18 protein-coding genes are annotated in these 19,519 nt (G+C 60.0%); 14 read left to right on the forward strand and 4 right to left on the reverse strand.

Annotated features, from left to right (window positions below; translation table 11 throughout):
* Positions 1-69 precede the first annotated feature (69 nt).
* Positions 70-1,392 carry a mannose-6-phosphate isomerase gene (locus TM1040_RS09130; protein WP_011538302.1) on the forward strand — a complete coding sequence of 441 codons (1,323 nt, stop codon included), beginning with the start codon at positions 70-72 and terminating at the stop codon, positions 1,390-1,392.
* Between the two features lie 754 nt (positions 1,393-2,146).
* Here the strand turns inward: TM1040_RS09130 and TM1040_RS09135 are convergent.
* Entirely contained in the window at positions 2,147-2,761 is a 615-nt protein-coding gene (locus tag TM1040_RS09135; protein WP_044027064.1) for a response regulator, read from the reverse strand.
* A 352-nt stretch (positions 2,762-3,113) separates the two neighbouring features.
* Here TM1040_RS09135 and TM1040_RS09140 point away from each other — a divergent pair, with 352 nt between their 5' ends.
* The 5 genes from TM1040_RS09140 to TM1040_RS09160 all read left to right on the forward strand — a co-directional run bounded on the left by TM1040_RS09140 (position 3,114) and on the right by TM1040_RS09160 (position 9,467).
* Entirely contained in the window at positions 3,114-3,581 is a 468-nt protein-coding gene (locus TM1040_RS09140; RefSeq protein ID WP_011538304.1) for an oxidoreductase, read from the forward strand.
* A gap of 66 nt (positions 3,582-3,647) precedes the next feature.
* The gene (locus TM1040_RS09145) at positions 3,648-6,098 is read left to right on the forward strand and encodes a hybrid sensor histidine kinase/response regulator (RefSeq protein ID WP_254658867.1); all 2,451 of its coding nucleotides are present in this window, start codon (positions 3,648-3,650) and stop codon (positions 6,096-6,098) included.
* A gap of 319 nt (positions 6,099-6,417) precedes the next feature.
* Positions 6,418-7,344: a protoglobin domain-containing protein gene (locus TM1040_RS09150; RefSeq protein WP_011538306.1), complete on the forward strand. Its 927-nt coding sequence runs from the start codon at positions 6,418-6,420 to the stop codon at positions 7,342-7,344.
* A 309-nt stretch (positions 7,345-7,653) separates the two neighbouring features.
* Positions 7,654-8,664 (forward strand): tRNA dihydrouridine(20/20a) synthase DusA, encoded by a 1,011-nt coding sequence (gene dusA / locus TM1040_RS09155; protein WP_011538307.1) that lies wholly within the window; start codon positions 7,654-7,656, stop codon positions 8,662-8,664.
* Positions 8,665-8,669: 5 nt separating this feature from the next.
* Entirely contained in the window at positions 8,670-9,467 is a 798-nt protein-coding gene (locus TM1040_RS09160; protein WP_011538308.1) for a hypothetical protein, read from the forward strand.
* A gap of 130 nt (positions 9,468-9,597) precedes the next feature.
* Here TM1040_RS09160 and TM1040_RS09165 read toward each other — a convergent pair whose 3' ends face one another.
* Genes TM1040_RS09165 through ccmI form a run of 3 tightly spaced genes read right to left on the reverse strand, consistent with a single transcriptional unit; the run spans position 9,598 to position 11,546 of the window.
* A complete protein-coding gene (locus TM1040_RS09165) occupies positions 9,598-9,834 on the reverse strand; it encodes a DUF1289 domain-containing protein (RefSeq protein ID WP_011538309.1) in 237 nt (78 codons plus the stop codon).
* 3 nt (positions 9,835-9,837) lie between these two features.
* Positions 9,838-10,311, reverse strand: coding sequence for a Holliday junction resolvase RuvX (gene ruvX, locus TM1040_RS09170; protein WP_011538310.1), 474 nt, complete (start codon positions 10,309-10,311; stop codon positions 9,838-9,840).
* Positions 10,308-11,546 carry a c-type cytochrome biogenesis protein CcmI gene (gene ccmI / locus TM1040_RS09175; RefSeq protein ID WP_011538311.1) on the reverse strand — a complete coding sequence of 413 codons (1,239 nt, stop codon included), beginning with the start codon at positions 11,544-11,546 and terminating at the stop codon, positions 10,308-10,310. The genes ruvX and ccmI overlap by 4 nt, the downstream gene beginning before the upstream one ends.
* Before the next feature lie 242 nt (positions 11,547-11,788).
* Between ccmI and TM1040_RS09185 the strand changes: the two genes are divergently transcribed.
* The 8 genes from TM1040_RS09185 (at position 11,789) to TM1040_RS09220 (ending at position 19,378) form a co-directional block, all read left to right on the forward strand.
* Positions 11,789-13,033, forward strand: coding sequence for a sarcosine oxidase subunit beta family protein (locus TM1040_RS09185; protein WP_044027065.1), 1,245 nt, complete (start codon positions 11,789-11,791; stop codon positions 13,031-13,033).
* A gap of 52 nt (positions 13,034-13,085) precedes the next feature.
* A complete protein-coding gene (locus TM1040_RS09190) occupies positions 13,086-13,418 on the forward strand; it encodes a sarcosine oxidase subunit delta (protein WP_011538313.1) in 333 nt (110 codons plus the stop codon).
* A 74-nt stretch (positions 13,419-13,492) separates the two neighbouring features.
* Entirely contained in the window at positions 13,493-16,528 is a 3,036-nt protein-coding gene (locus TM1040_RS09195) for a sarcosine oxidase subunit alpha family protein (RefSeq protein ID WP_011538314.1), read from the forward strand.
* Complete coding sequence (locus tag TM1040_RS09200) at positions 16,521-17,090, forward strand: sarcosine oxidase subunit gamma (RefSeq protein WP_011538315.1); 570 nt, start codon at positions 16,521-16,523, stop codon at positions 17,088-17,090. The genes TM1040_RS09195 and TM1040_RS09200 overlap by 8 nt, the downstream gene beginning before the upstream one ends.
* 281 nt (positions 17,091-17,371) lie before the next feature.
* Positions 17,372-17,614, forward strand: coding sequence for a hypothetical protein (locus tag TM1040_RS20500; protein WP_254658868.1), 243 nt, complete (start codon positions 17,372-17,374; stop codon positions 17,612-17,614).
* A gap of 93 nt (positions 17,615-17,707) precedes the next feature.
* On the forward strand, positions 17,708-18,151 hold the full coding sequence (locus TM1040_RS09210) for a hypothetical protein (protein WP_193339805.1): 444 nt from the start codon (positions 17,708-17,710) through the stop codon (positions 18,149-18,151).
* Positions 18,152-18,226: 75 nt separating this feature from the next.
* Positions 18,227-18,688, forward strand: a complete 462-nt coding sequence (locus tag TM1040_RS09215; protein ID WP_011538318.1) for a hypothetical protein — start codon at positions 18,227-18,229, stop codon at positions 18,686-18,688.
* A gap of 90 nt (positions 18,689-18,778) precedes the next feature.
* A complete protein-coding gene (locus tag TM1040_RS09220) occupies positions 18,779-19,378 on the forward strand; it encodes a superoxide dismutase (RefSeq protein ID WP_011538319.1) in 600 nt (199 codons plus the stop codon).
* Positions 19,379-19,519: the final 141 nt, after the last annotated feature.

Genomic DNA, 19,519 nt, shown 5'->3' on the forward strand with positions numbered 1-19,519 from the left:
ATAGGACGTGCGGCAATGAAAGTTCGAATAGATTTGTGCACAACGGAATACAATTAATCAGAGGTTCAAATGTTGCACCCCATTATCCTCGCAGGAGGCGTCACACAGACCAGCGAATGGTCCACCGGGGTGTGCCATCTGGCACTTGAAACCGCACCCGGCGTTCCCAGCAGATTTGAGGGCGTGCTTGATGCGATGTCCGGCGATGTGTTTGCCGACCCGGTGGTTGTGACCACCCGGGACAACATGTCCCTGGTCGAGCGCCAGATCGCAGCACGTCCGGCGGCCCTGATCGTCGAGCCGGAGACCCACAAGCCAGCCGCCGCCCTCCTGAGCGCCGTTCTCTCGCTGCGCCACATGCCCGGTGCACTTGTGGTGGTTGCGCCTGCAACCGCAAACCTCGCCGATACACGCAATCTCGACAAGGCCCTGTGCAATGCCATCCCAGCAGCCCAACGCGGCGAGATCGTGATGTTTGGTCAGCGCACCACCCGCGCCTATGGCGGCTTTGGCATCATGGAGGTGGTTACGCAACCGCATGAAAATGCGCCCGTCGCCGTCAGCCGGGTGCTCGCCTCAGGGCGAAAGGTGACGCTGTCGCATCTTCTCCATGGCAATCACCAGCTCTGGGGCACCGGGCTCTATTTAGCACGCGTCGATGTCTTGCTGGCCGCTTTCAAATCCCATGCAAGCCGCCTGTTTCTGCCGGTGAAGAACGCGCTTTTGCGGGCCGGGACGGTGGATCGCACCACCTTGCTGGACCGGGCCACTTATCGACGTGTAAAGGCGATCACCTTTGAAAAGGCCGTTGCCGAAAAGATTGAGAACATCTGCGCTATTCAGCTCGATCCGACCTGGAGCGCGCTGGAAGAGTGGGATCAGGACGCCGCCGCCGACAGCGCTGTTGCGCAATGGGACGAAGATCTGGCGCAAGAACGTGCGGGTGTCCTGAACGCGCGCGCCGCCGCGCCATTCCCGCATTCGGCAGACATGATGGCGGTTTATGCCAGCCTGTCGAAAATCTCGGCGGAGGATGCCCTGTCGGCTCATGCTACCGAATATGACTGGGGCCGTCTCGAAAGCCTCGCCATGGGGCCGGGGTTCACGCTGCAGCGCATGTCGATCGCTCCGGGTGCGACCCTTGATCTGAACGCCGCGCCCGGCGGGGCGGAACATTGGATCGTCGCGCAAGGCTCGGTACTGATTACGATTGGCGATCATGTGCGCCTTGTCTGGGAAGGTCATAGCGCCCGCATTCCAGCTGGCCGCTCCCGCCGGATCGAGAATCCGGGTTCAGGCACGCTGGTTCTGGTTCAGCTGCAGGTCATGCCCCTCTCTGCAACAGGGCAACCTCAGAGCGCCGCAAGTTTTTCGCCCGCCGGTGTTGCCTGATCCGATCGCGCCTCCCGCGCGCTGCATCCGAGGCTGACGGTCTGTCTGACAGGCTTTGTGGTCAGACCGTCCAACCGAACCCTCGTCTGTGACAATGTCGGTGCGCTCGGAATTGGCCTGCTTTTTACGGCTACCCAGCCGAAGATGGTTCGGGGGTGAGAGGGCGCGGTCGTTGTTTCGCCCAAACACGTTTGGCCGCTGCAGCTGTCTCTCCTTGAAACTCCCTCAGAGGCTGACCCTCATATCTGGCTACTCTTGAACGTGAGTGCGCGCACTGCGGCGAAGGAGCCGGACGATCCACGCGGACTTTGGCGTTCTGCACGGCTCCCCTTGGGAGGTTTTCCCAAGATGCGATGCGCGTTTGGATGGGGACTATCCTATGCGCGGTTACCTTTCAGTAGGGCGTACCCGGAAGCTGCGCCACATGAATAAGCTCGGTCTGATTGAAACAGATCGCGTGGTGCCAGCCCGGAGGAAGCAATCCCCCAGACCTCTACGCGCGCCGACGCGCATATGGTTGTGCATGGTGAACCATCGACCGGTGCGCGGCGCGTATTGGTGTGACATGCTGCATCCGTTGCCCATCACAGAGCCCGCCTTTGCCCAACAGAGGGCCCGCGCGACACAGCGAGGTAAAGCTGATCCGCTGAGCGGATACTGAGACGCGACCGCTGGTTGGCGGTAGCGAGGTCACGTTTTCAAAAGACGAATAGGGGGTGCGGTTTGACCGCCTCGCCAAAGAGGTTGCGCGGGGTTAGAACAACCCTGCTTCTTTGGCGGTCATTGCGGCCTGCGTGCGGTTCTTTGCGTCGAGCTTGCGGCAGAGCGTGCGCACATGCAGCTTGATCGTCACCTCTTGAAGGTTGAGATCGCGTGCGATTTCCTTGTTGGATTGCCCGCGACAGAGCCCACTCAGAACTTCGACCTCGCGGGGGCTGAGTTGGGCCAGGAGCGGATGCTCCGGGGCGGAGGCCTCTTCGCGCATCAGTTCGACCGGCACATAGATTTCTCCCGCGCTCATGAAACGCACCGCATTCAAAAGCGACTGCGCGCCCATGGTCTTGGGGATGAAACCGATGGCACCGGCGTCCAAAGCATCCTGTGCGGTGCGCGTCGGTGCGCTGCCCGAGAGGATTGCAACGCCACGCCCGCCATTGGCCTTTAGCGCACGCTGAAGCCCATCGAGCCCGTTCATGCCCGGCATATTGTAGTCCAGAAGCACCAGGTCAAAGGGACCGTTGTCTTCAAGTTCCTTCATGGCGCGAGGCAGATCAGTGGTCGCAGTGATTTGCGCGCCGCCCTCGGAAGCGAGATAGGCAGAAATCGTGTCGCGCACCATATCGTGATCGTCGGCGAGAAGAATACGCATATTGATATTAAACCCGTTTACACTGTTCATTCACGATCCTACCTCCTGAAACCTTTATATTCTATCAACTTTTAGGACGATTTCGCGACCGCGCCACAGACCGTCTGCGTGAAATACGCAATTTGCGTTGGGTTTATGGCGTCCAGCGGTTGAATTGAGTCGGCTCCAAAATGGTTGACCAATGGCAATTATATAAAACCCTGTCCGTGCGCCCAAGTCACGGGCACAGACGATTTACCGAACGTATACGAAAGTCTAGCAGACTATACACAGGTGCTCATGCTCTTCGATGTCAGATGTGGCATGGTCTTGCCGAGCCCATCTTCGGGCAACCCTATTTTGGAGGTACGTCGTGAGATCACTGTTGGTAGCCATGCTGGCGCTTATTGCATCGATCGGGAGCGTCTCCGCCTCCGAGGGTGAGGTTGTACTGACGCTGAAAAATGCAGATCAGGTCCATGAATTTACGGTCGAAGACCTGCGCAGCATCGGTGAGCGCGAAATCGTGACCACGACGATCTGGAGCGAAGGTGAACAGAGCTTTGTCGGCGTCTCGCTGGATCGTCTCCTGGCTGAAACCGGCGTCGAGGGCCAGACACTCGAAGCCGCGGCGGTCAACGACTACGCAGTGGAAATTCCGACGTCGGATGCGCAGCCTGGCGGGCCAATCATTGCCTATATGCGCAACGGTAACCTCATGTCCCTGCGTGACAAGGGGCCGCTTTGGGTGATCTATCCCTACGACAGCGACGTGGCCTTTCGCACTGAAGAGGTCTACTCTCGCAGTATCTGGCAGTTGAACAGGATAACGGTGAAGTAACGCGCCTTGCGGCGGGCCCATACTGCAGGAGGACTCCAGCGCTTGGTGCGACAGAAGATACCGATTATGCATCGCTGGGTTATTTCCGCAGCCGCCGTGGTTCTTATACTGCTGGCGGCTCAGGCCTATCGTTTGGGAAGCGATGTTCAGTCGCGGATCGAAGCTCTGTCGAGCGCCGCAACCGACAACCTTCAGTGGACTTTGTCACAGGCCGAGGTCGACTATCTGAAATATCGCTCCGCCGCGATGGTGGTGGAAGATCGCAGCGATCTTCCACGCCTTCGACGCCAGTTCGATATCTATTACAGCCGCATCGCGACTTTTCGAGAAAGTGCGCTTTATTCGGAAGTGCGCGCCACCCCTGAAGGCAGTGAAACGCTCGGGCGGCTGCAACAGGGGTTGCAGAGACAAGCGGCACTTATTGACGCGTCTGACGATGTTCTGCTCTCCGAGAAAGAGAATTTGCTGCAGCTGATTGCCGTCGATGGCAATGATGTGCGCGATCTCGCGCTTTTTGGCGTGGCGCTACAGGCCGAGACGGCGGGCGCGGAGCGGGTTTTGCTGCACACATTGTTCACCCGTCTTGCGATTGTGGTTCTGGCGCTTCTTGGGACGCTTGCGCTCACTGCTCTGGTGATCCTGCGCCTGTTCCGGCGGGGGCAGCGGCTTTCGATGCTGCAGGCGCAGGAGGCCGCCCGCACAGAGGCGATGGTCACATCTTCCCTCGATGCGATCCTAATGGCGGATGCGGAGGGTCGCATCACCGCCATCAACGGCGCCGCTGAGGAGATTTTTGGCTACAGCGAAGAGGAGGCGATCGGGATGAATTTCGACTCGCTGATCCTGCAATCTCCCGAGGGTGCCGGGGCTGGCGATCTTGACGATTTTCTGAACGAGAACGATGGCCGGTTCCAGATGACCGCCCAGAGGAAGACCGGCGATGTGATCCCGGTCGAAGTCTCATTGACGGTGAGCAAATCTGATGGAAATCAGGTACTTGTCAGCTATGTGCGCGACATTTCCCATCGCCTGCAAGCCGAGGAAGAACTGCGCCGGGCACGCGATGACGCGCTTGCAGGAGAACAGGCCAAAGATCGCCTTCTGACGGTGATGAGCCACGAGATGCGCACGCCGCTCACGGGTATCCTTGGCTCGCTTGATGTGCTCGAGGGGCTGACGCCGAGCGCAGAGCAACAGCGATACCTGCAGGCCATGCGGGTGTCGGGCGAGCTGCTGTTGCATCACGTCAATGACGTCTTGCAGCTTTCGCGACTCGAATCCGGCGCCGAGGCGGACGCGCCCATTCGCTTTGATCTCGACGAACTTGTGCGTGGCATCGGGGAGAGCCAGCAGGCCAATGCGGCCCGCAACAACAATGACTTAAGTGTATTCTGCAGCCTTGGCGCCGAAACCGGGGTCGAGGGGCATTGTCGTTATGTGCAGCAGGTCCTGCTCAATCTCATCGGAAACGCGCTGAAGTTCACCCAGGATGGCGCTGTTTCGGTGGATGTGATGCGTACCGAAGGCGACCTGGTGGAATTCAGTGTCGCAGATACCGGGAAAGGCATCGCAGCCGAGGATCTGGAACGCATCTTCGACGAATTCACCATGGTAGACCCCAATTACAATCGCGGCTGCGAGGGTACCGGTCTGGGGCTGGCGATTTCACGCCGGTTGGCCCGGTTGATGGGGGGAGAGATCACCTGCGAAAGCGAACCGGGCGAGGGCAGCCTGTTTAGTTTCACCATTCCCCTGCCGCCCGTCGCTCTGGAACAGGGCAAGCCGGTGTTTGCCGCCGATGCTCCAACCCGCCAGCAGCGCCTTCTAGTGATCGAAGATAACGATATCAACCGGTTGCTTCTCGAGACCATGTTGAACGACATGGGACATGAGGTGGTTTCCGTCAACGGCGGCGCGCGCGCTATCGAGGAAATTCGCACCCACCGCTTTGATCTGATCATCTCGGACATCAGCATGCCGGATATCGACGGTATGGAAGTCTTGCGCCGCGTCCGTGCAGAGCAACTCGCAAATGATACCGACATTGTTGCCCTGACCGCTCATGCCGCGCGTGACGATCACGAACGCATCCTCGCCGCTGGCTTTGCAGAGGTGTTGACCAAGCCCATAGATCGCGCGGCGCTGGCCGAGATGGTGCTGCGGCGGTCCGCGGCCGATGCTGCGGCGCCCATTCCTGCGCAATATCCGGGAGAGTCTGACATTTCTCAATTCGTCGCGGCCGTGGGGCCGGAGAAAGCGCGCCATTTTCTCGCAGAGTTTCGCGATGATGTCCGCGCTTTGCGTGAGGCCCTGACCCAGAGCGTTGAATTGACCGATCAGCACCGTAAGGAAGCTCATCGCCTCGCAGGGTCTGCCGCGGTGCTGGGGCTTGCGACGCTGCGCAGCTCGATGCTCGAGATTGAGCAGGCGAATACCAATGCTTTGCCCGAGTTGGCACCTCTGCAAGATGCCTGGGGCAACGCTGAAAAAGTCCTCGCGATCCATGTGGCATCCTGACCGGGGCTTCACCAAAGTGCACGTCCCCCCTCAGGTTGGCCAAGGGTATCACGGCAAGCTGCGCCGCTGTCCGGAGCTGCGCCGCTGTCCCGAAAAGGCTGTTCCCTTCTCAACCTTTCTACCGACGCGCATGAGACGGGGGTTCGGCGTGCGCGAAAGACAATGCTCAAGGGAGAGCATTACAACCGAAAGCATAAAAAGATCGATTTCAGGGCGGTTTCCGCCGTAGGGTCATCTTAACTTTTAAATAGGAATATAATACTTACCTTACGTGATTTGCTGTGGGCGATGTTTGGCCCAATGATAGGAATGAACACGAATGTCGAAATCGCACGCTGTCGTTCACTCCGCTTTGGCTGATGAAGCCAGCCAACATAACAACACCTTGTCCTGGTTTGACATTACGCCTGCCGATCAAGAGCGGGTACGATCGCTTGCCCCCATCGCGGACCACGTTGGCGAGGAGATCATTGCAGATTTCTATGCGCATATTCTGCGGTTTGAGGACGCGGCCCAACAATTTGCGGACGACACGCAAATCGAGCGTGTAAAACGCGGCCAAAAGAAATATTTTCAAGAGCTGATCAACGCCGAGCTTGACGAGTCCTATGCCGAGGAACGCAAGCGGATCGGTGGCATTCACGAACGTGCAGGTATCACGCCCACGCTCTATGTTGGCTCTTACGCCTACTACCTGCAACGACTGAGCCAGTCTATTCTCGAGAACGGGAAGGAGGATCCGCACAAGCTCTTTGGCCTTGTGCTCTCGATGATGAAGATTGCTCATTACGACATGGCGCTCGCCCTGGAAACCTACGTCGAGGCGCGCGAAAAGACGATTGAAATCCACGAGCGGCAGATGCGCGAGCTGCCCACGCCGGTTCTGGAACTGCGCGAGGGCCTGCTGCTGGTGCCCGTTGTTGGTGCGCTGGACAGTCATCGCGCCAGAACGTTGACGATGCAACTGTTGGATGGGATTCGGGATACACGAAGTCGCGCGGTGGTGCTCGACATTACAGGTGCCGTTTCCATCGACAGCAGCGTTGCAAACCATCTGTTTCAGGCCATGACAGCAGCGCGGCTCATGGGCGCAAAGTCCATCCTCGCCGGGATCTCTCCGACTGTTGCGCAAGAGTTGTTTCGGATCGGCGTTGATACCAAGACCTTTACCACAGCCAGAAACCTGCAGCAGGGGATCGAGCTCGCGGCCTCCGCGCTTGAGGCGCATTCCAAGCACTCGGTCTAATCAGTCGGTTTTCATGTCACCCCCGTCGTCTGAGCGCACGCCCCTTGCGGCCTATTGACGGCCTCGCTTGCCTTGATCCATCGCACCTTGCATGGCTGGCGTCTCGCGCCCAAAGCGCAGCTGGCTTGCCGCTCACCCTTCACTCTGGCGACAATCTGTGCAAATTAAGCCTTCGATTCATGGCTATGATGTTTCGGGCAAAGATGTCGTCTCCCGATACTGCACCAGAGAGCCGCGTGCCTCGCGGCATTTGGCGTTCATAGCGAGATGCGCGGCAATCACACGGCTAGAGGCGCTAGGAAAACCTGGATGAGCACTGGTACTCTTTCAAAAGCAGACCTTTGGCGCGCGGCACGGTTGTCGGTTGCGCCGATGATGGATTGGACCACACGGGAGTGCCGCTATCTGCATCGGCTGCTCTCGCGTGAGACCTTGCTCTACACCGAAATGGTGACGGCGCCGGCACTGGTGCGGGGGGGGGCTTTGCATCTGCTCGATCACGACCCAAGCGAACATCCGGTTGCGTTGCAGCTTGGCGGCTCCGACCCCAAGGAACTGGCAGAGGCCGCGCGGCTCGGGGCCGAGGCGGGCTATGATGAGATCAACCTCAACTGCGGCTGCCCGAGCGACCGGGTGCAATCTGGCGCTTTTGGGGCTGTCTTGATGCAGACGCCCGAACTGGTGGCCGACTGTGTGGCCGCGATGGCCGAGGCGGTCTCTGTCGAGGTGACCGTGAAATGCCGCATCGGCGTGGACGATCAAACCCCAGATGAGATCTTGCCAGACTTTCTCGACAAGATCCGCGCGGCGGGGGTCAAGCGGGTGACAATTCATGCCCGCAAAGCCTGGCTGCAAGGGCTTTCACCCAAGGAAAATCGCGACATCCCGCCGCTGGATTACGAGCTTGTGCACGCGATGAAGTCGGCCTTTGCCGATATGCATATCTCGCTCAATGGCGGCATCACCTCGCTTGATGAAGCCCAGGCGCAGTTAGCACGCGGGCTGGATGGGGTTATGGTTGGACGTGCCGCCTATCACCAGCCCGCCGATGTGCTCTGTGCTGCAGATCCGCGGATCTACGGCACCGGGACGGCGAGCGATCCGCTCGAGGTGGTGCGCCAGATGCTGCCCTATATCGAACAGCAGATGCAATCGGGATCGCGGCTTCATCAGATCACGCGCCATATGCTTGGGCTTTTTGCCGGTCGCCCGGGGGCGCGGCAGTGGCGGCGTCACCTCTCCGAGGGCGCACACCGCACCGGCGCGGGCCCAGAGCTTGTCGAAGAGGCCCTCTCCCTCGTGTTGGCGCGGGCGGCCTGAGGCAGATGACGGCAACCGAGGCTTACCTGCAAAAGGGCTGGCTGCGTTTTGCAGCAGAAGAGAGCATCAGAGATTGGGCCGCGCACGCGCAGCGCTGTGCTGAGACGGCAACTGCAGACCCGGCCCATGCGAAGTGGCTGGATTGCGAAGGCACCTGGTTCATCGGTGTTGATGCCTTGCCGAACGATCCGGACGGACGCTTACCGTCCGGTCCGCCTCTCGAGGGGGCAGCGCTCGACTTCATTCGAGCACATTTTGGCGAAATCCCCGCCCTTCACAGGGCGCAGCTGTCGGTGATCTATCCGGGTTACCCCCGACCACGACGCGGCGAGAGCGACGCGGCCTTTGGCTACCGCTGCAAACGGGATGGCGCGCATGTGGACGGCATCAAGATATATGGCACCGCGCGCCGGCGACGGGTCGAAGAACCGCACGCTTGGGTTCTCGGTCTGCCGCTGAACAAAACCAGCAAGAACGCCGCGCCGCTGGTGGTTTGGGAGGGGAGCCATTTGATCATGCGCGAGGCCTTTCGCCTGGCGTTTGAGGGGATCGCTCTCGAGGACTGGGCCCATGTCGATATCACCGACATCTACACTGCAGCGCGGCGCGAGGTGTTTGAAACCTGCAAACGTGTTGAGGTGCATGCAAACCCCGGCGAAGCTTACCTCATGCACCGTCTCTGCCTGCATGGGGTCGCGCCTTGGGCCGATGGGGCCTCGGCCACGGATGGGGCAGGGCGGATGATCGCCTATTTCCGCCCCGAAATGCCGAACTGGCAGGCCCATTGGTTGAGCGACCTTTAGGCGCGGGCGCACACGCGCCCAGTCGCAGGCTCTGCCTGCATACCGCAACAGAACTGCTGATCGCAGCGCCCAGCTTCTTCTAATTCTAACGCAAAAATATCCCCGCCGGAGGCCGCGGGCGCAAGCCCGCTCAGGATTTGCTCTGCAAGCGAGCGGCGCGCCCCCCACGGCGTGCCTTGGGGGCCGCAGTGCGAGTCGGCAAGGCCGCCATGATTTCTGCACGCTCCGCCGGACTCATCTTGGACCAGCGGGTGATTTCGTCAATGGAACGGGCGCAGCCGGTGCAGAGCCGCGTCTGCGGCTGAATAACACAGAGTTTGATGCAAGGGCTCTCGATTTCCTGCCGCTTCCAGACGTCATCGGTCATGGTCTAACTGCTCCTGATGTGGCGCATCCGATCCAGCGCCCCCTGCAGGATATACGACGCCGCCACATGGTCGATCACCTCTGCGCGACGTTTTCGAGACGTATCGGCCTCCAACAGTGCGCGTTCTGCCGCCACCGTCGACAATCGTTCGTCCCAGAAACCGATTGGTAGATCCGTGACCCGTGACAGATTGCGCGCAAAGGCGCGGGTGGATTGGCAACGCGGCCCTTCAGAGCCATCCATATTCCGCGGCAGGCCAAGTAGAATGCCATTGATGTCGCGTCCGGCGATGATCTCAAGCAATCGATTGCTGTCGAGCGTGAATTTCTTGCGCCGGATGGTTTCAAGCGGTGTTGCCACGGCGCCGATCCGGTCCGAGACCGCCACGCCAATGGTTTTCTCCCCGAAATCGAGCCCCACAAGCGCGGTCATCTGCGGCAGGGCGGCGGCGAAGTCTTCAAACGCGTCGTGTATCATCGGGTGGCCTCCAATGGGGCAAAGGCGGCGCCTAGGATGTCAAGAGCACCATCATCCCCGGCAAATTGCTGCTGGGCTTCCAAATAGATCACGCGCGCCTCTTCCATGCGTCCCAGCACACCAAGCGCCGTGATCAGCTGGGCCCATTCCGCCGGGCTTCCACCTTCTTCGGCGAGGCGTGTCGCAAGGCCCGAAACCATTCCTTCGATCATTTCCTGGCGTTCCTCGGGGGAGAGATCCTGCATCGCCTCAACCTGCTCGGCGCTTGGGCCGTTGAGCCGGGCACTTTCGCCACCGGGTGGGATCGGCTGGTAGGCAACCCCGGCAAGCCCTGCCATCTCCGGGATCTGGGCTTGGATCGCGCGGATCCACGGCGCGCCGGCAGGACCATCCTTGAGCGTCTCCGCCCAGATCCGATAGCCGCGATCGGGACGCCCGTTCTGCCCCATCATCAGGCCGTAATAATACCGCGCGCGCCCGTCTTCCGGCACCTGCGACAAAGCCTGCTCCAGCAGCGCCTCACTCTCGGGGGATACATATCCGCCAGCCGCCATCACCTGCAGCTCTGCCTGATCGATCAGGTCGCGCGGGTCGGGGGCGGTATCCAAAAGCGCGATATACCGCGCTTTTGCCTCATAGGCGGCCTTGAAATTGCCCAGCCGCGCTTCGTGCTGCGCAAGCAACGCCTGTCCCTGCAAATCGTCTGGCCGATCTGCGGTCGCACTGCGCAGCTGCTCCACAAGGTTGAGGTAACTGGCATCAGCCTCTGGGGCGGGGGGGGCTGGCATGCGGGCTTCGAACTCGGACTGGCTCGGACGTGTCTCGGCGCGCGTCTTGGCGAGCGCGATGCGCTCGCGCAGCCCATAATCGCCGTAGCCGGGCGCGCCCAACTGCCAATACAGCCCACCCGTGCCAAGGACGATCACCGCAATCAACACAACCGCCATCACGCGACTGGGGCCATTGGGCTGATCTTCTCCGGCTTCGGCGGCCTGAAGCTGTGCATCCGCAGACAGGATCCGGCGCGAAATCTCGGTCCGCAGCCGGTCGGCATCGGCGTCGCTCACAACGCCGCGCGCGACATCTTTGTCCAGATCCTTCAATTGCTGGCGATAGACCCGCAAATCATAGGCCGCAGCCGGCTCTCCCGCGCCATTGCGATTGCGTAGCACCACAAGCGCCAGAATTACCGCAAGGGTCAGGGTCACCGCGCCGGTCAAAATCCAAAAAGCCATCGTCTCTCCGCCGTTTGGTCCCATCTATAGGTGCTGAGGCGCGGAAAAAAGCCCTATTGCTGCGACCCGCTGTCTCGCCTTGGCACAGATCGGCGCGCCGAAAGCAAATGTCGCGCGCAATGGCGCGCGCGGAAACCTGTACGGCATGTCGCAAACCTGACGAAACGCGACGATTAACGGCGCGGGGTCCGATGCGATCCCGGTCATATCTTGAGGCCAGACACGAAGCATTGGATTCGCTCATGAAACGCTATTCAGCCTTTGCAGTGGCGCGGGAAGGCCTTCGCTACCACAGCGGATGGGAACGCGCCTGGCGCTCCCCGGAACCCAAACGTCACTATGACGTCATCATCGTAGGCGCGGGTGGCCATGGGCTCGCTACGGCCTATTACCTTGGGAAAAACTTTGGCATCACCAATGTTGCGGTGATCGAAAAGGGTTGGCTGGGGGGCGGCAATACGGGCCGCAACACCACCATCATCCGTTCGAACTACCTGCAGGATCCCTCTGCCGCGATCTACGAGAAATCGCGCAGCCTCTATGAGGATCTGTCGCAGGACTTCAACTACAACATCATGTTCAGCCCGCGCGGCGTGATCATGCTGGCGCAGACCGAGCACGAGGTGCGTGGTTACAAGCGCACCGCCCATGCCAATGCGCTCCAGGGCGTGTCGACCGAATGGATCGAACCCGCCCGCGTGAAGGAACTGGTGCCGATCATCAACCTCGAAGGTCCGCGCTATCCGGTCCTTGGCGGGCTCTGGCAAGCGCGTGGCGGTACCGCCCGTCACGATGCGGTGGCCTGGGGCTATGCGCGGGCCTGCTCGGCGATGGGCATGGACATCATCCAGAAATGCGAAGTCACCAATGTTCGGACTGAAAACGGCCGCGTGGTAGGTGTCGACACCACCAAAGGGGCGATCGACTGCGACAAGCTGGGCATGGTGGTTGCGGGCAACTGTTCGGTGCTGTCTGAAATGGCGGGCTTCCGTCTGCCGGTGGAATCGGTGGCGCTGCAGGCGCTGGTCTCCGAGCCGATCAAACCCTGCATGGACGTGGTCGTGATGGCCAACACCGTGCATGGCTACATGTCGCAATCCGACAAGGGCGAGATGGTCATTGGTGGCGGCACCGACGGCTACAACAACTACACCCAGCGCGGTTCTTTCCACCACATCGAGGAAACCGTGCGCGCCCTCAACGAGACTTTCCCGATGGTGTCGCGCCTCAAGATGCTGCGCCAATGGGGTGGGATCGTGGATGTAACCGGCGACCGCTCGCCGCTGATTTCCAAAACGCCGGTTCAGAACTGTTTTGTCAACGCTGGCTGGGGCACCGGCGGCTTCAAGGCGATCCCCGGCTCGGGCTGGGCGATGGCGGAACTGATGGCGACAGGGCATTCCAACCTCGCGGAAGAGTTCTCCATGATGCGCTTCAAAGAAGGCAAATTCATCGACGAGAGCGTCGCAGCAGGGGTGGCACACTGATGACGACCCCGCTCACTTTTGCACCGGCCACCCCCACATCGGAGCACGCATCATGCTGATCCTCGACTGTCCTTATTGCGGCGTTCGCGCCGAGGAAACCGAACTCCATGGCGGCGGCGAAGCGCATCTGAAACGCTTCGGCCCCGGGTCCACGGATGATGAGTTCCACGACTACCTCTTCATGAAGGAAAACCCGCGCGGGGTGCATCTGGAGCGCTGGCGCCATGTGAACGGCTGCGGCAAGTGGTTCCACGCAGCCCGCTGCACCCAGACGCTCGAGGTCTTTGGCACCTACAGCGCCCAGACCACGGAGCCGCCGCAAGAGATCAAGGACAAGATCTCTGCCAAACGCCCCGGCTGGTCCTGGCGTGAGTTCAAGGGCTGATCCCACATGTTTCATCTTCTCCTAAATATCCCCGCCGGAGGCTCCCAGACCTCCTGCCGCGAAAGGGTCGCATCATGAGCACGCGTCTCGCCAAACAGGGTCGTCTCATCGACCGCTCCAAGCAGATCGAGTTTTCCTTCAACGGCAAAACCCTCAAGGGGTTTGCTGGCGATACTCTGGCCTCTGCGCTTCTCGCCAACGATCAGATGCTGGTCGGGCGGTCCTTCAAGTACCACCGCCCGCGTGGCCTCGTGGCCTCCGGATCTGAGGAGCCGAACGCGCTGGTGGGCCTCGGTGTCGGCGACCGCTTCGAGCCGAACCAGCGCGCCACTACCACCGAGCTTTTCTCGGGCCTCAAGGCGCAATCGCAGAACCACTGGCCGAGCCTCGAGTTCGACGTGGGCGAGATCAACTCCAAACTGTTCTCGCGCTTCCTGACTGCGGGCTTCTACTATAAGATGTTCATCCACCCGCGTCCCTTCTGGAAGCATGTGTATGAGCCCTTTATTCGCCAGTCCGCAGGGCTCGGCAAAGCCCCCAACAAGGAACTGAAGGACGCCGACACCTACGAGCATTTCTATTATTTCTGTGACGTGCTGGTGATTGGCGGCGGTGTGGCTGGCCTTCAGGCTGCAAAGACCGCCGCGGCGACCGGCGCCAAGGTTCTGGTGCTCGAGGAAAAATCCTATTGGGGTGGTCGGACGCCCGTCGACGGCGGTACCATCGAAGGCCAATCCGCCGAAGCCTGGATCAGCAAGACCGTGGCCGAGCTTGAGGCAATGGACAATGTCACCCTGCGCACCCGCACCATGGGGGCAGGCGTTTACGATCATGGCTATATCCTTGGTTATGAACGCCTCACCGACCACGCGCCGGGGCAGGGCGGTCCGCGCCATCGCCTCTGGCGTATCCGTGCGACGCAAACCGTCACCGCAACCGGTGCCATCGAACGCCCGCTGTCCTTTGCGGGCAACGACGTGCCGGGTGTGATGCTGGCCGCTTCCATGCGCGACTATGTGGTGAACTGGGGGGTGACTCCGGGGCAGAAGGTTGTGGTCGCCACCAACAATGATGATGCTTACCGCACCGCAATCACCCTGCATGAGGCAGGCGTCGAGGTCGTGCGCGTTCTGGACACGCGCGAGAGCGGCGGCGGCGATCTCGCTGACAAGGTCCGCGCGCTTGGTATCCGCGTCGAATGCGGCCGTGCCATCGCCAAGGTGAAGGACGGCAAACGCGTCACCAAGGTCGCCATCTGCGCCCAGAACGGCGAGGGCGGCGCCCATGAGGAGATCGAAGCCGATGCTGTGGCGATGTCCGGTGGCTGGTCGCCCGTGGTTCACCTCTGGTCCCACTGCGGCGGCAAGCTCATCTGGGACGAGGCGCAGGCGCATTTCCGCCCCGACCCGGATCGCGCGCCCACTGGCCATGATGGTCTGCCCTTTGTGGTGACGGCTGGCGCATCCTCTGGTCCGCTCACGCTCTCTGGCGTGATGGCCGATGCGGCCGAAGCTGGCGCGCGTGCTGCCGAGGCCGCCGGCCGTCCTGCGCAAAAAGTGTCGCCGGTTGCCACCTCGGATCTCGCTGAAGCGCCTATGGAAGCCGTTTGGATGATGCCCGCCAAGGCCGACATCAAACTGCGCATGAAAACCTGGCTCGACTATCAAAACGACGTCAAGGTGTCCGACGTGCAGCTTGCGGCGCGCGAGGGCTATGAAAGCGTCGAGCACACCAAACGCTACACCACGCTGGGCATGGCGACGGATCAGGGGAAACTCTCCAACATCAACGGTCTGGCTGTGCTGGCCGATAGTCTGGGCGCCGAGATCCCGCAGGTCGGGACCACCACGTTCCGCCCGCCGTATCACCCGATTTCCATGGGAGCGATTGGCGGTGAGGCGCGTGGCGAGATCTTCCAACCCCTGCGCAAGACGCCGATGTATGACTGGCACGACAGCAACGGCGCCCATTGGGAGCCGGTGGGCCACTGGCGGCGTCCCTACGCCTATGTGCGCTCGGGCGAGAGCGTCCATCAGGCGGTCAATCGCGAGGTGAAAAACACCCGCGAGAACCTTGGCCTTCTGGATGCCTCCACCCTCGGCAAACTCATCGTCAAAGGGCCGGATGCGGGCAAGTTCCTCGACATGCTCTACACCAATATGATGAGCACGCTGAAGATCGGCAAATGCCGCTATGGCCTGATGTGTTCCGAGAACGGCTTTCTTGTGGATGACGGCGTGGTTGCGCGCATCGACGAGGACACCTGGCTCTGCCACACCACCACCGGCGGCGCGGATCGCATTCACGCCCACATGGAAGAATGGCTGCAGACCGAATGGTGGGACTGGAAGGTCTATGTCACCAACGCCACCGAGCAACTGGCGCAGGTCGCCGTCGTTGGCCCCAACGCCCGCAAGGTGCTGGAAAAGCTGAATGAAAAAGCAGGCGGCGGTATGGATCTCTCGAAAGAGGCGCTCGCGTTCATGGAGTGGAAAGACGGCGAGATCGGCGGCTTCAAGGCGCGCGCTTACCGGATTTCCTTCTCGGGCGAGCTCTCTTATGAGATCGCAGTTTCTGCGTCCGAGGGGCAGGCCTTCTGGAATGCGCTCATCGAGGCGGGCAAGGAATTTGGCGTCATGCCCTATGGCACCGAATGTCTGCATATCCTGCGGGCCGAAAAAGGCTTCATCATGATTGGTGACGAGACCGACGGCACCGTGATCCCGCAGGATCTTGGTCTGCACTGGGCGCTCTCCAAGAAGAAAGAAGACTATCTTGGCAAGCGCGCGCAGCAGCGCAGCCACATGGCCGATCCCGACCGCTGGCAACTGGTGGGTCTGGAAACCGTAGATGGCTCTGTGTTGCCCGATGGCGCCTATGCGGTTGGCGATGGAAACAACGCCAATGGCCAGCGCAATACCATCGGCCGCGTGACGTCGACCTACTACTCCGCCAACCTTGATCGCGGCATCGCGATGGGGCTGGTGAAACATGGCCCCAAACGCATGGGCGAGGTGATCGACTTCCCCGGCCTTGATGGGAAAATCTACAAAGCCAAGATCGTCGACCCGATCTTCTATGACAAAGAAGGGGACAAGCAGAATGTCTAAAGCTGTAAGTGCCATGAATGGGGCCAGTTTTGCGGGTCTGGCAAAGGTCGAGGAAACGGGTCTGGGGGGCATGATCACCCTGCGCGGCGACTTTGCCTCTGCTGCGTTCAAAGCTGCCGTCAAAACGGCGATTGGATGTGACGTGCCTGCCGTGCGCAAGATCGCCTTTGGCGAACAGGGCGCGGCGGCCTGGATGTCCCCGGACGAGTTGTTGCTGCTGGTCGACTACGACACTGCAGAAGCCGTGGTAGCACAGTTGAGCGACGCATTGGCGGGCGAGCACCATATGGCGGTGAACGTGTCCGATGCGCGGGCGTGTTTCGCCGTGAGCGGTGAGGGCGCGCGCGAGGTGATCGCCAAGGTGGCACCGGTGGATCTGGACGCGGGTCAGTTCGAGGCCGGAGATTTCCGTCGCACCCGCTTTGCACAGGTGGCGGGGGCCTTCTGGCGCGATGAGGCAGATGTCTTCCACATCGTCTGTTTCCGCTCTGTTGCGGTCTATATGTTCAACCTCCTCAGCACCGCAGCGCATCCCCAGTCGAAGGTCGGCGTCTACGCCTGATCTGACGCTGACGCTATCGTGCAACAGTGCCTGTTTAATCCGATGGCGGCCTTCGCGAGGGCCGCCATTCTTTTTAGACAACAACCAATAGAAGAATTAATTGGAGTTTTTTTATGCTCAATTTCAAAGGTCGGGCCATAGCGGCCTGTGTTTCACTCGTTGTTACGGCGTCTATGGCCTCTGCGGAAACATGGGTTTGTAAATTTTCGGACTCGACGCGCCGTGGAACAATTCCTCAGAAAGTGATCTTTGATTTGCGGTCTGATGGCAGCGCCTTGGTCATGGACCCCTATCTCGTGCATACGGATCAGGCGCCGAAACTTGCACGATTTGTCAAAAATACCTCGAATAAGCTGCGTGTGCGCTGGCGTGTCGATGACATGCCGTTCAGCGGTGGATTGGCCTCTGACATGGATTTCTCGTTGGTACACGACAAAGCACGCGACAAAGCCTTCATTACGTTGAATTTGCCGAGCTTTGATAACCGCGACAGTGGCACCGGCAGCTGTGAGATCGCAAAGTAACTATAGACCTCAGCGAATTCTGTTTGGATGTAGGCTGGCTCAGGAACGCTGTGCCAGCCGCGCCACAACGCACCTCTCATTTGGAGTAAGACCTTGAACTTCTTCAGCCTCTCTGCCGGGGTTGTACTGCTATGTGCGGGGACCACCTTGCAGGCGGCCCAGTTGAAATGCACGCTGTCAAAGGTGTGGTTTGCTCACCCTTTTCTGCCGTCCTCCTTGGTCCTTGAGGCAGATGAGCATTTCCTGAACGTCAAGCTGCGTGATGTTCAGATCAAGAACGTGGCAACCAGTGATACCTCTGCAAAGGTGGTATATCGCGGCCAAAATCGGTTGCGCCTTGAATGGCCCACTGCGGAGTACAGACGCACAGGTCCGGTGGCATTCCCCAATCGTAATGTAGACCGTGACGAAATCATCGACTACCGGCCAACGCTTTCTCTCAACCTAAAAAACCTGAAGTTTAAACTCGAGGTTCAGGACAGGGGAGAGGGTTTGCAACGGGGCCAAGGAGACGGCACCTGCAAAAGGTTGCGTTAAGTTATTTCTCGAAGGCGCTCGCGCCAAGATCGGCGTATTTTGGCGCGAAACACTGCACATAAAGAAGCAATTTGAATGATGAAACGAATGAGAGTGACCTCACAAATAGCGGCCGCAATCTTCGGCCTCGCGTTTGCGGCCAAAGGGGCGTTGGCGGCGACCTATGATTGCAAAGTGACCAGGGCTGACATTCAACACCCCTATCTCGCTGAACGGGTCGTTTTCACAACGGATGCCCGGTTTCAGAAGATCACGATGACGAAAATCGACATCAAGGATGTATCGACGACTGTTGTGCCGGGGGAATTGGCCAACCGGACCCGTAAACGCGTGCGTATCCGATTTCCGGCCCATAGTTTCGTGATGAACGGGCTGCTCCCACGGCAACCAGGAGCTTACAGTCGCCTGAAACCGTCTGAATATCTCTACGAGCTCTCAATCTCGCTTTCTGATCAACGGTACACAATGCGCGTTGTGGATGCCATCTTTGGTCTCAGTTATGGGGCGGGGTCTGGGCGTTGTAAGGTAAGCAATTGAGTCTGGTTTTCCCGCTCTAGCACTTGACCAACGTCGCAGTGGGACGCATGTATCCCACAGGAACGCAACATTAATTGACAGGGGGCCACCATGGCTTTTGAACTTCCCGATCTTCCCTACGCACATGATGCGCTGGCGTCCAAGGGCATGTCTGCCGAGACGCTGGAATACCACCACGACCTGCACCACAAGGCTTATGTCGACAACGGCAACAAGCTGATCGCGGGCACCGAGTGGGACGGCAAGTCTCTCGAAGAGATCATCAAAGGCACCTACAACAAGGACGCCGTGGCCCAGAACGGGATCTTCAACAACATCTCGCAGCTCTGGAACCACAACCAGTTCTGGGAAATGATGGGCCCGGGCGAAAGCAAAATGCCGACCGAGCTGGAAAAGGCGCTCGTCGAGTCCTTTGGCTCTGTCGAAAAGTTCAAAGAAGAGTTCTCCGCCGCTGGCGCGGGTCAGTTCGGTTCCGGCTGGGCGTGGCTGGTCAAGGACACCGATGGTGGCCTCAAAGTGACCAAGACCGAAAACGGCGTGAACCCGCTGTGCTTTGGTCAGGCCGCGCTCTTGGGTTGTGACGTGTGGGAGCACTCCTACTACATCGACTTCCGCAACAAGCGTCCGGCCTATCTGTCGAACTTCCTCGACAACCTGGTGAACTGGGAAAATGTCGCCTCCCGCATGTAATTGCGGTCTGAGGTCACTCCAAAGAGGCTCCGTCCGGTTCGGGCGGGGCCTTTTTTTATGCTGGGGACGCGCGGAGTGTGCCGCCTGCATCTGCGCGTACGTGACATCTTCTGTGGCGCAGTGCACGCTGGATACGCTCCG

Origin of the sequence: Ruegeria sp. TM1040 (assembly GCF_000014065.1) — a bacterium.
In the GTDB taxonomy this organism is placed as follows: Bacteria; Pseudomonadota; Alphaproteobacteria; order Rhodobacterales; family Rhodobacteraceae; genus Epibacterium.

What these genes read in the sequence shown, in the direction of transcription:
- TM1040_RS09130 (WP_011538302.1), top strand. Translation starts at nt 70, where the DNA reads ATGTTGCACCCCATTATCCTCGCAGGAGGCGTCACACAGACCAGCGAA.
- TM1040_RS09135 (WP_044027064.1), bottom strand. Translation starts at nt 2,761, where the DNA reads ATGCGTATTCTTCTCGCCGACGATCACGATATGGTGCGCGACACGATT.
- TM1040_RS09145 (WP_254658867.1), top strand. Translation starts at nt 3,648, where the DNA reads ATGCATCGCTGGGTTATTTCCGCAGCCGCCGTGGTTCTTATACTGCTG.
- TM1040_RS09150 (WP_011538306.1), top strand. Translation starts at nt 6,418, where the DNA reads ATGTCGAAATCGCACGCTGTCGTTCACTCCGCTTTGGCTGATGAAGCC.
- dusA (WP_011538307.1), top strand. Translation starts at nt 7,654, where the DNA reads ATGAGCACTGGTACTCTTTCAAAAGCAGACCTTTGGCGCGCGGCACGG.
- TM1040_RS09160 (WP_011538308.1), top strand. Translation starts at nt 8,670, where the DNA reads ATGACGGCAACCGAGGCTTACCTGCAAAAGGGCTGGCTGCGTTTTGCA.
- TM1040_RS09165 (WP_011538309.1), bottom strand. Translation starts at nt 9,834, where the DNA reads ATGACCGATGACGTCTGGAAGCGGCAGGAAATCGAGAGCCCTTGCATC.
- ruvX (WP_011538310.1), bottom strand. Translation starts at nt 10,311, where the DNA reads ATGATACACGACGCGTTTGAAGACTTCGCCGCCGCCCTGCCGCAGATG.
- ccmI (WP_011538311.1), bottom strand. Translation starts at nt 11,546, where the DNA reads ATGGCTTTTTGGATTTTGACCGGCGCGGTGACCCTGACCCTTGCGGTA.
- TM1040_RS09185 (WP_044027065.1), top strand. Translation starts at nt 11,789, where the DNA reads ATGAAACGCTATTCAGCCTTTGCAGTGGCGCGGGAAGGCCTTCGCTAC.
- TM1040_RS09190 (WP_011538313.1), top strand. Translation starts at nt 13,086, where the DNA reads ATGCTGATCCTCGACTGTCCTTATTGCGGCGTTCGCGCCGAGGAAACC.
- TM1040_RS09195 (WP_011538314.1), top strand. Translation starts at nt 13,493, where the DNA reads ATGAGCACGCGTCTCGCCAAACAGGGTCGTCTCATCGACCGCTCCAAG.
- TM1040_RS09200 (WP_011538315.1), top strand. Translation starts at nt 16,521, where the DNA reads ATGTCTAAAGCTGTAAGTGCCATGAATGGGGCCAGTTTTGCGGGTCTG.
- TM1040_RS20500 (WP_254658868.1), top strand. Translation starts at nt 17,372, where the DNA reads ATGGACCCCTATCTCGTGCATACGGATCAGGCGCCGAAACTTGCACGA.
- TM1040_RS09215 (WP_011538318.1), top strand. Translation starts at nt 18,227, where the DNA reads ATGATGAAACGAATGAGAGTGACCTCACAAATAGCGGCCGCAATCTTC.
- TM1040_RS09220 (WP_011538319.1), top strand. Translation starts at nt 18,779, where the DNA reads ATGGCTTTTGAACTTCCCGATCTTCCCTACGCACATGATGCGCTGGCG.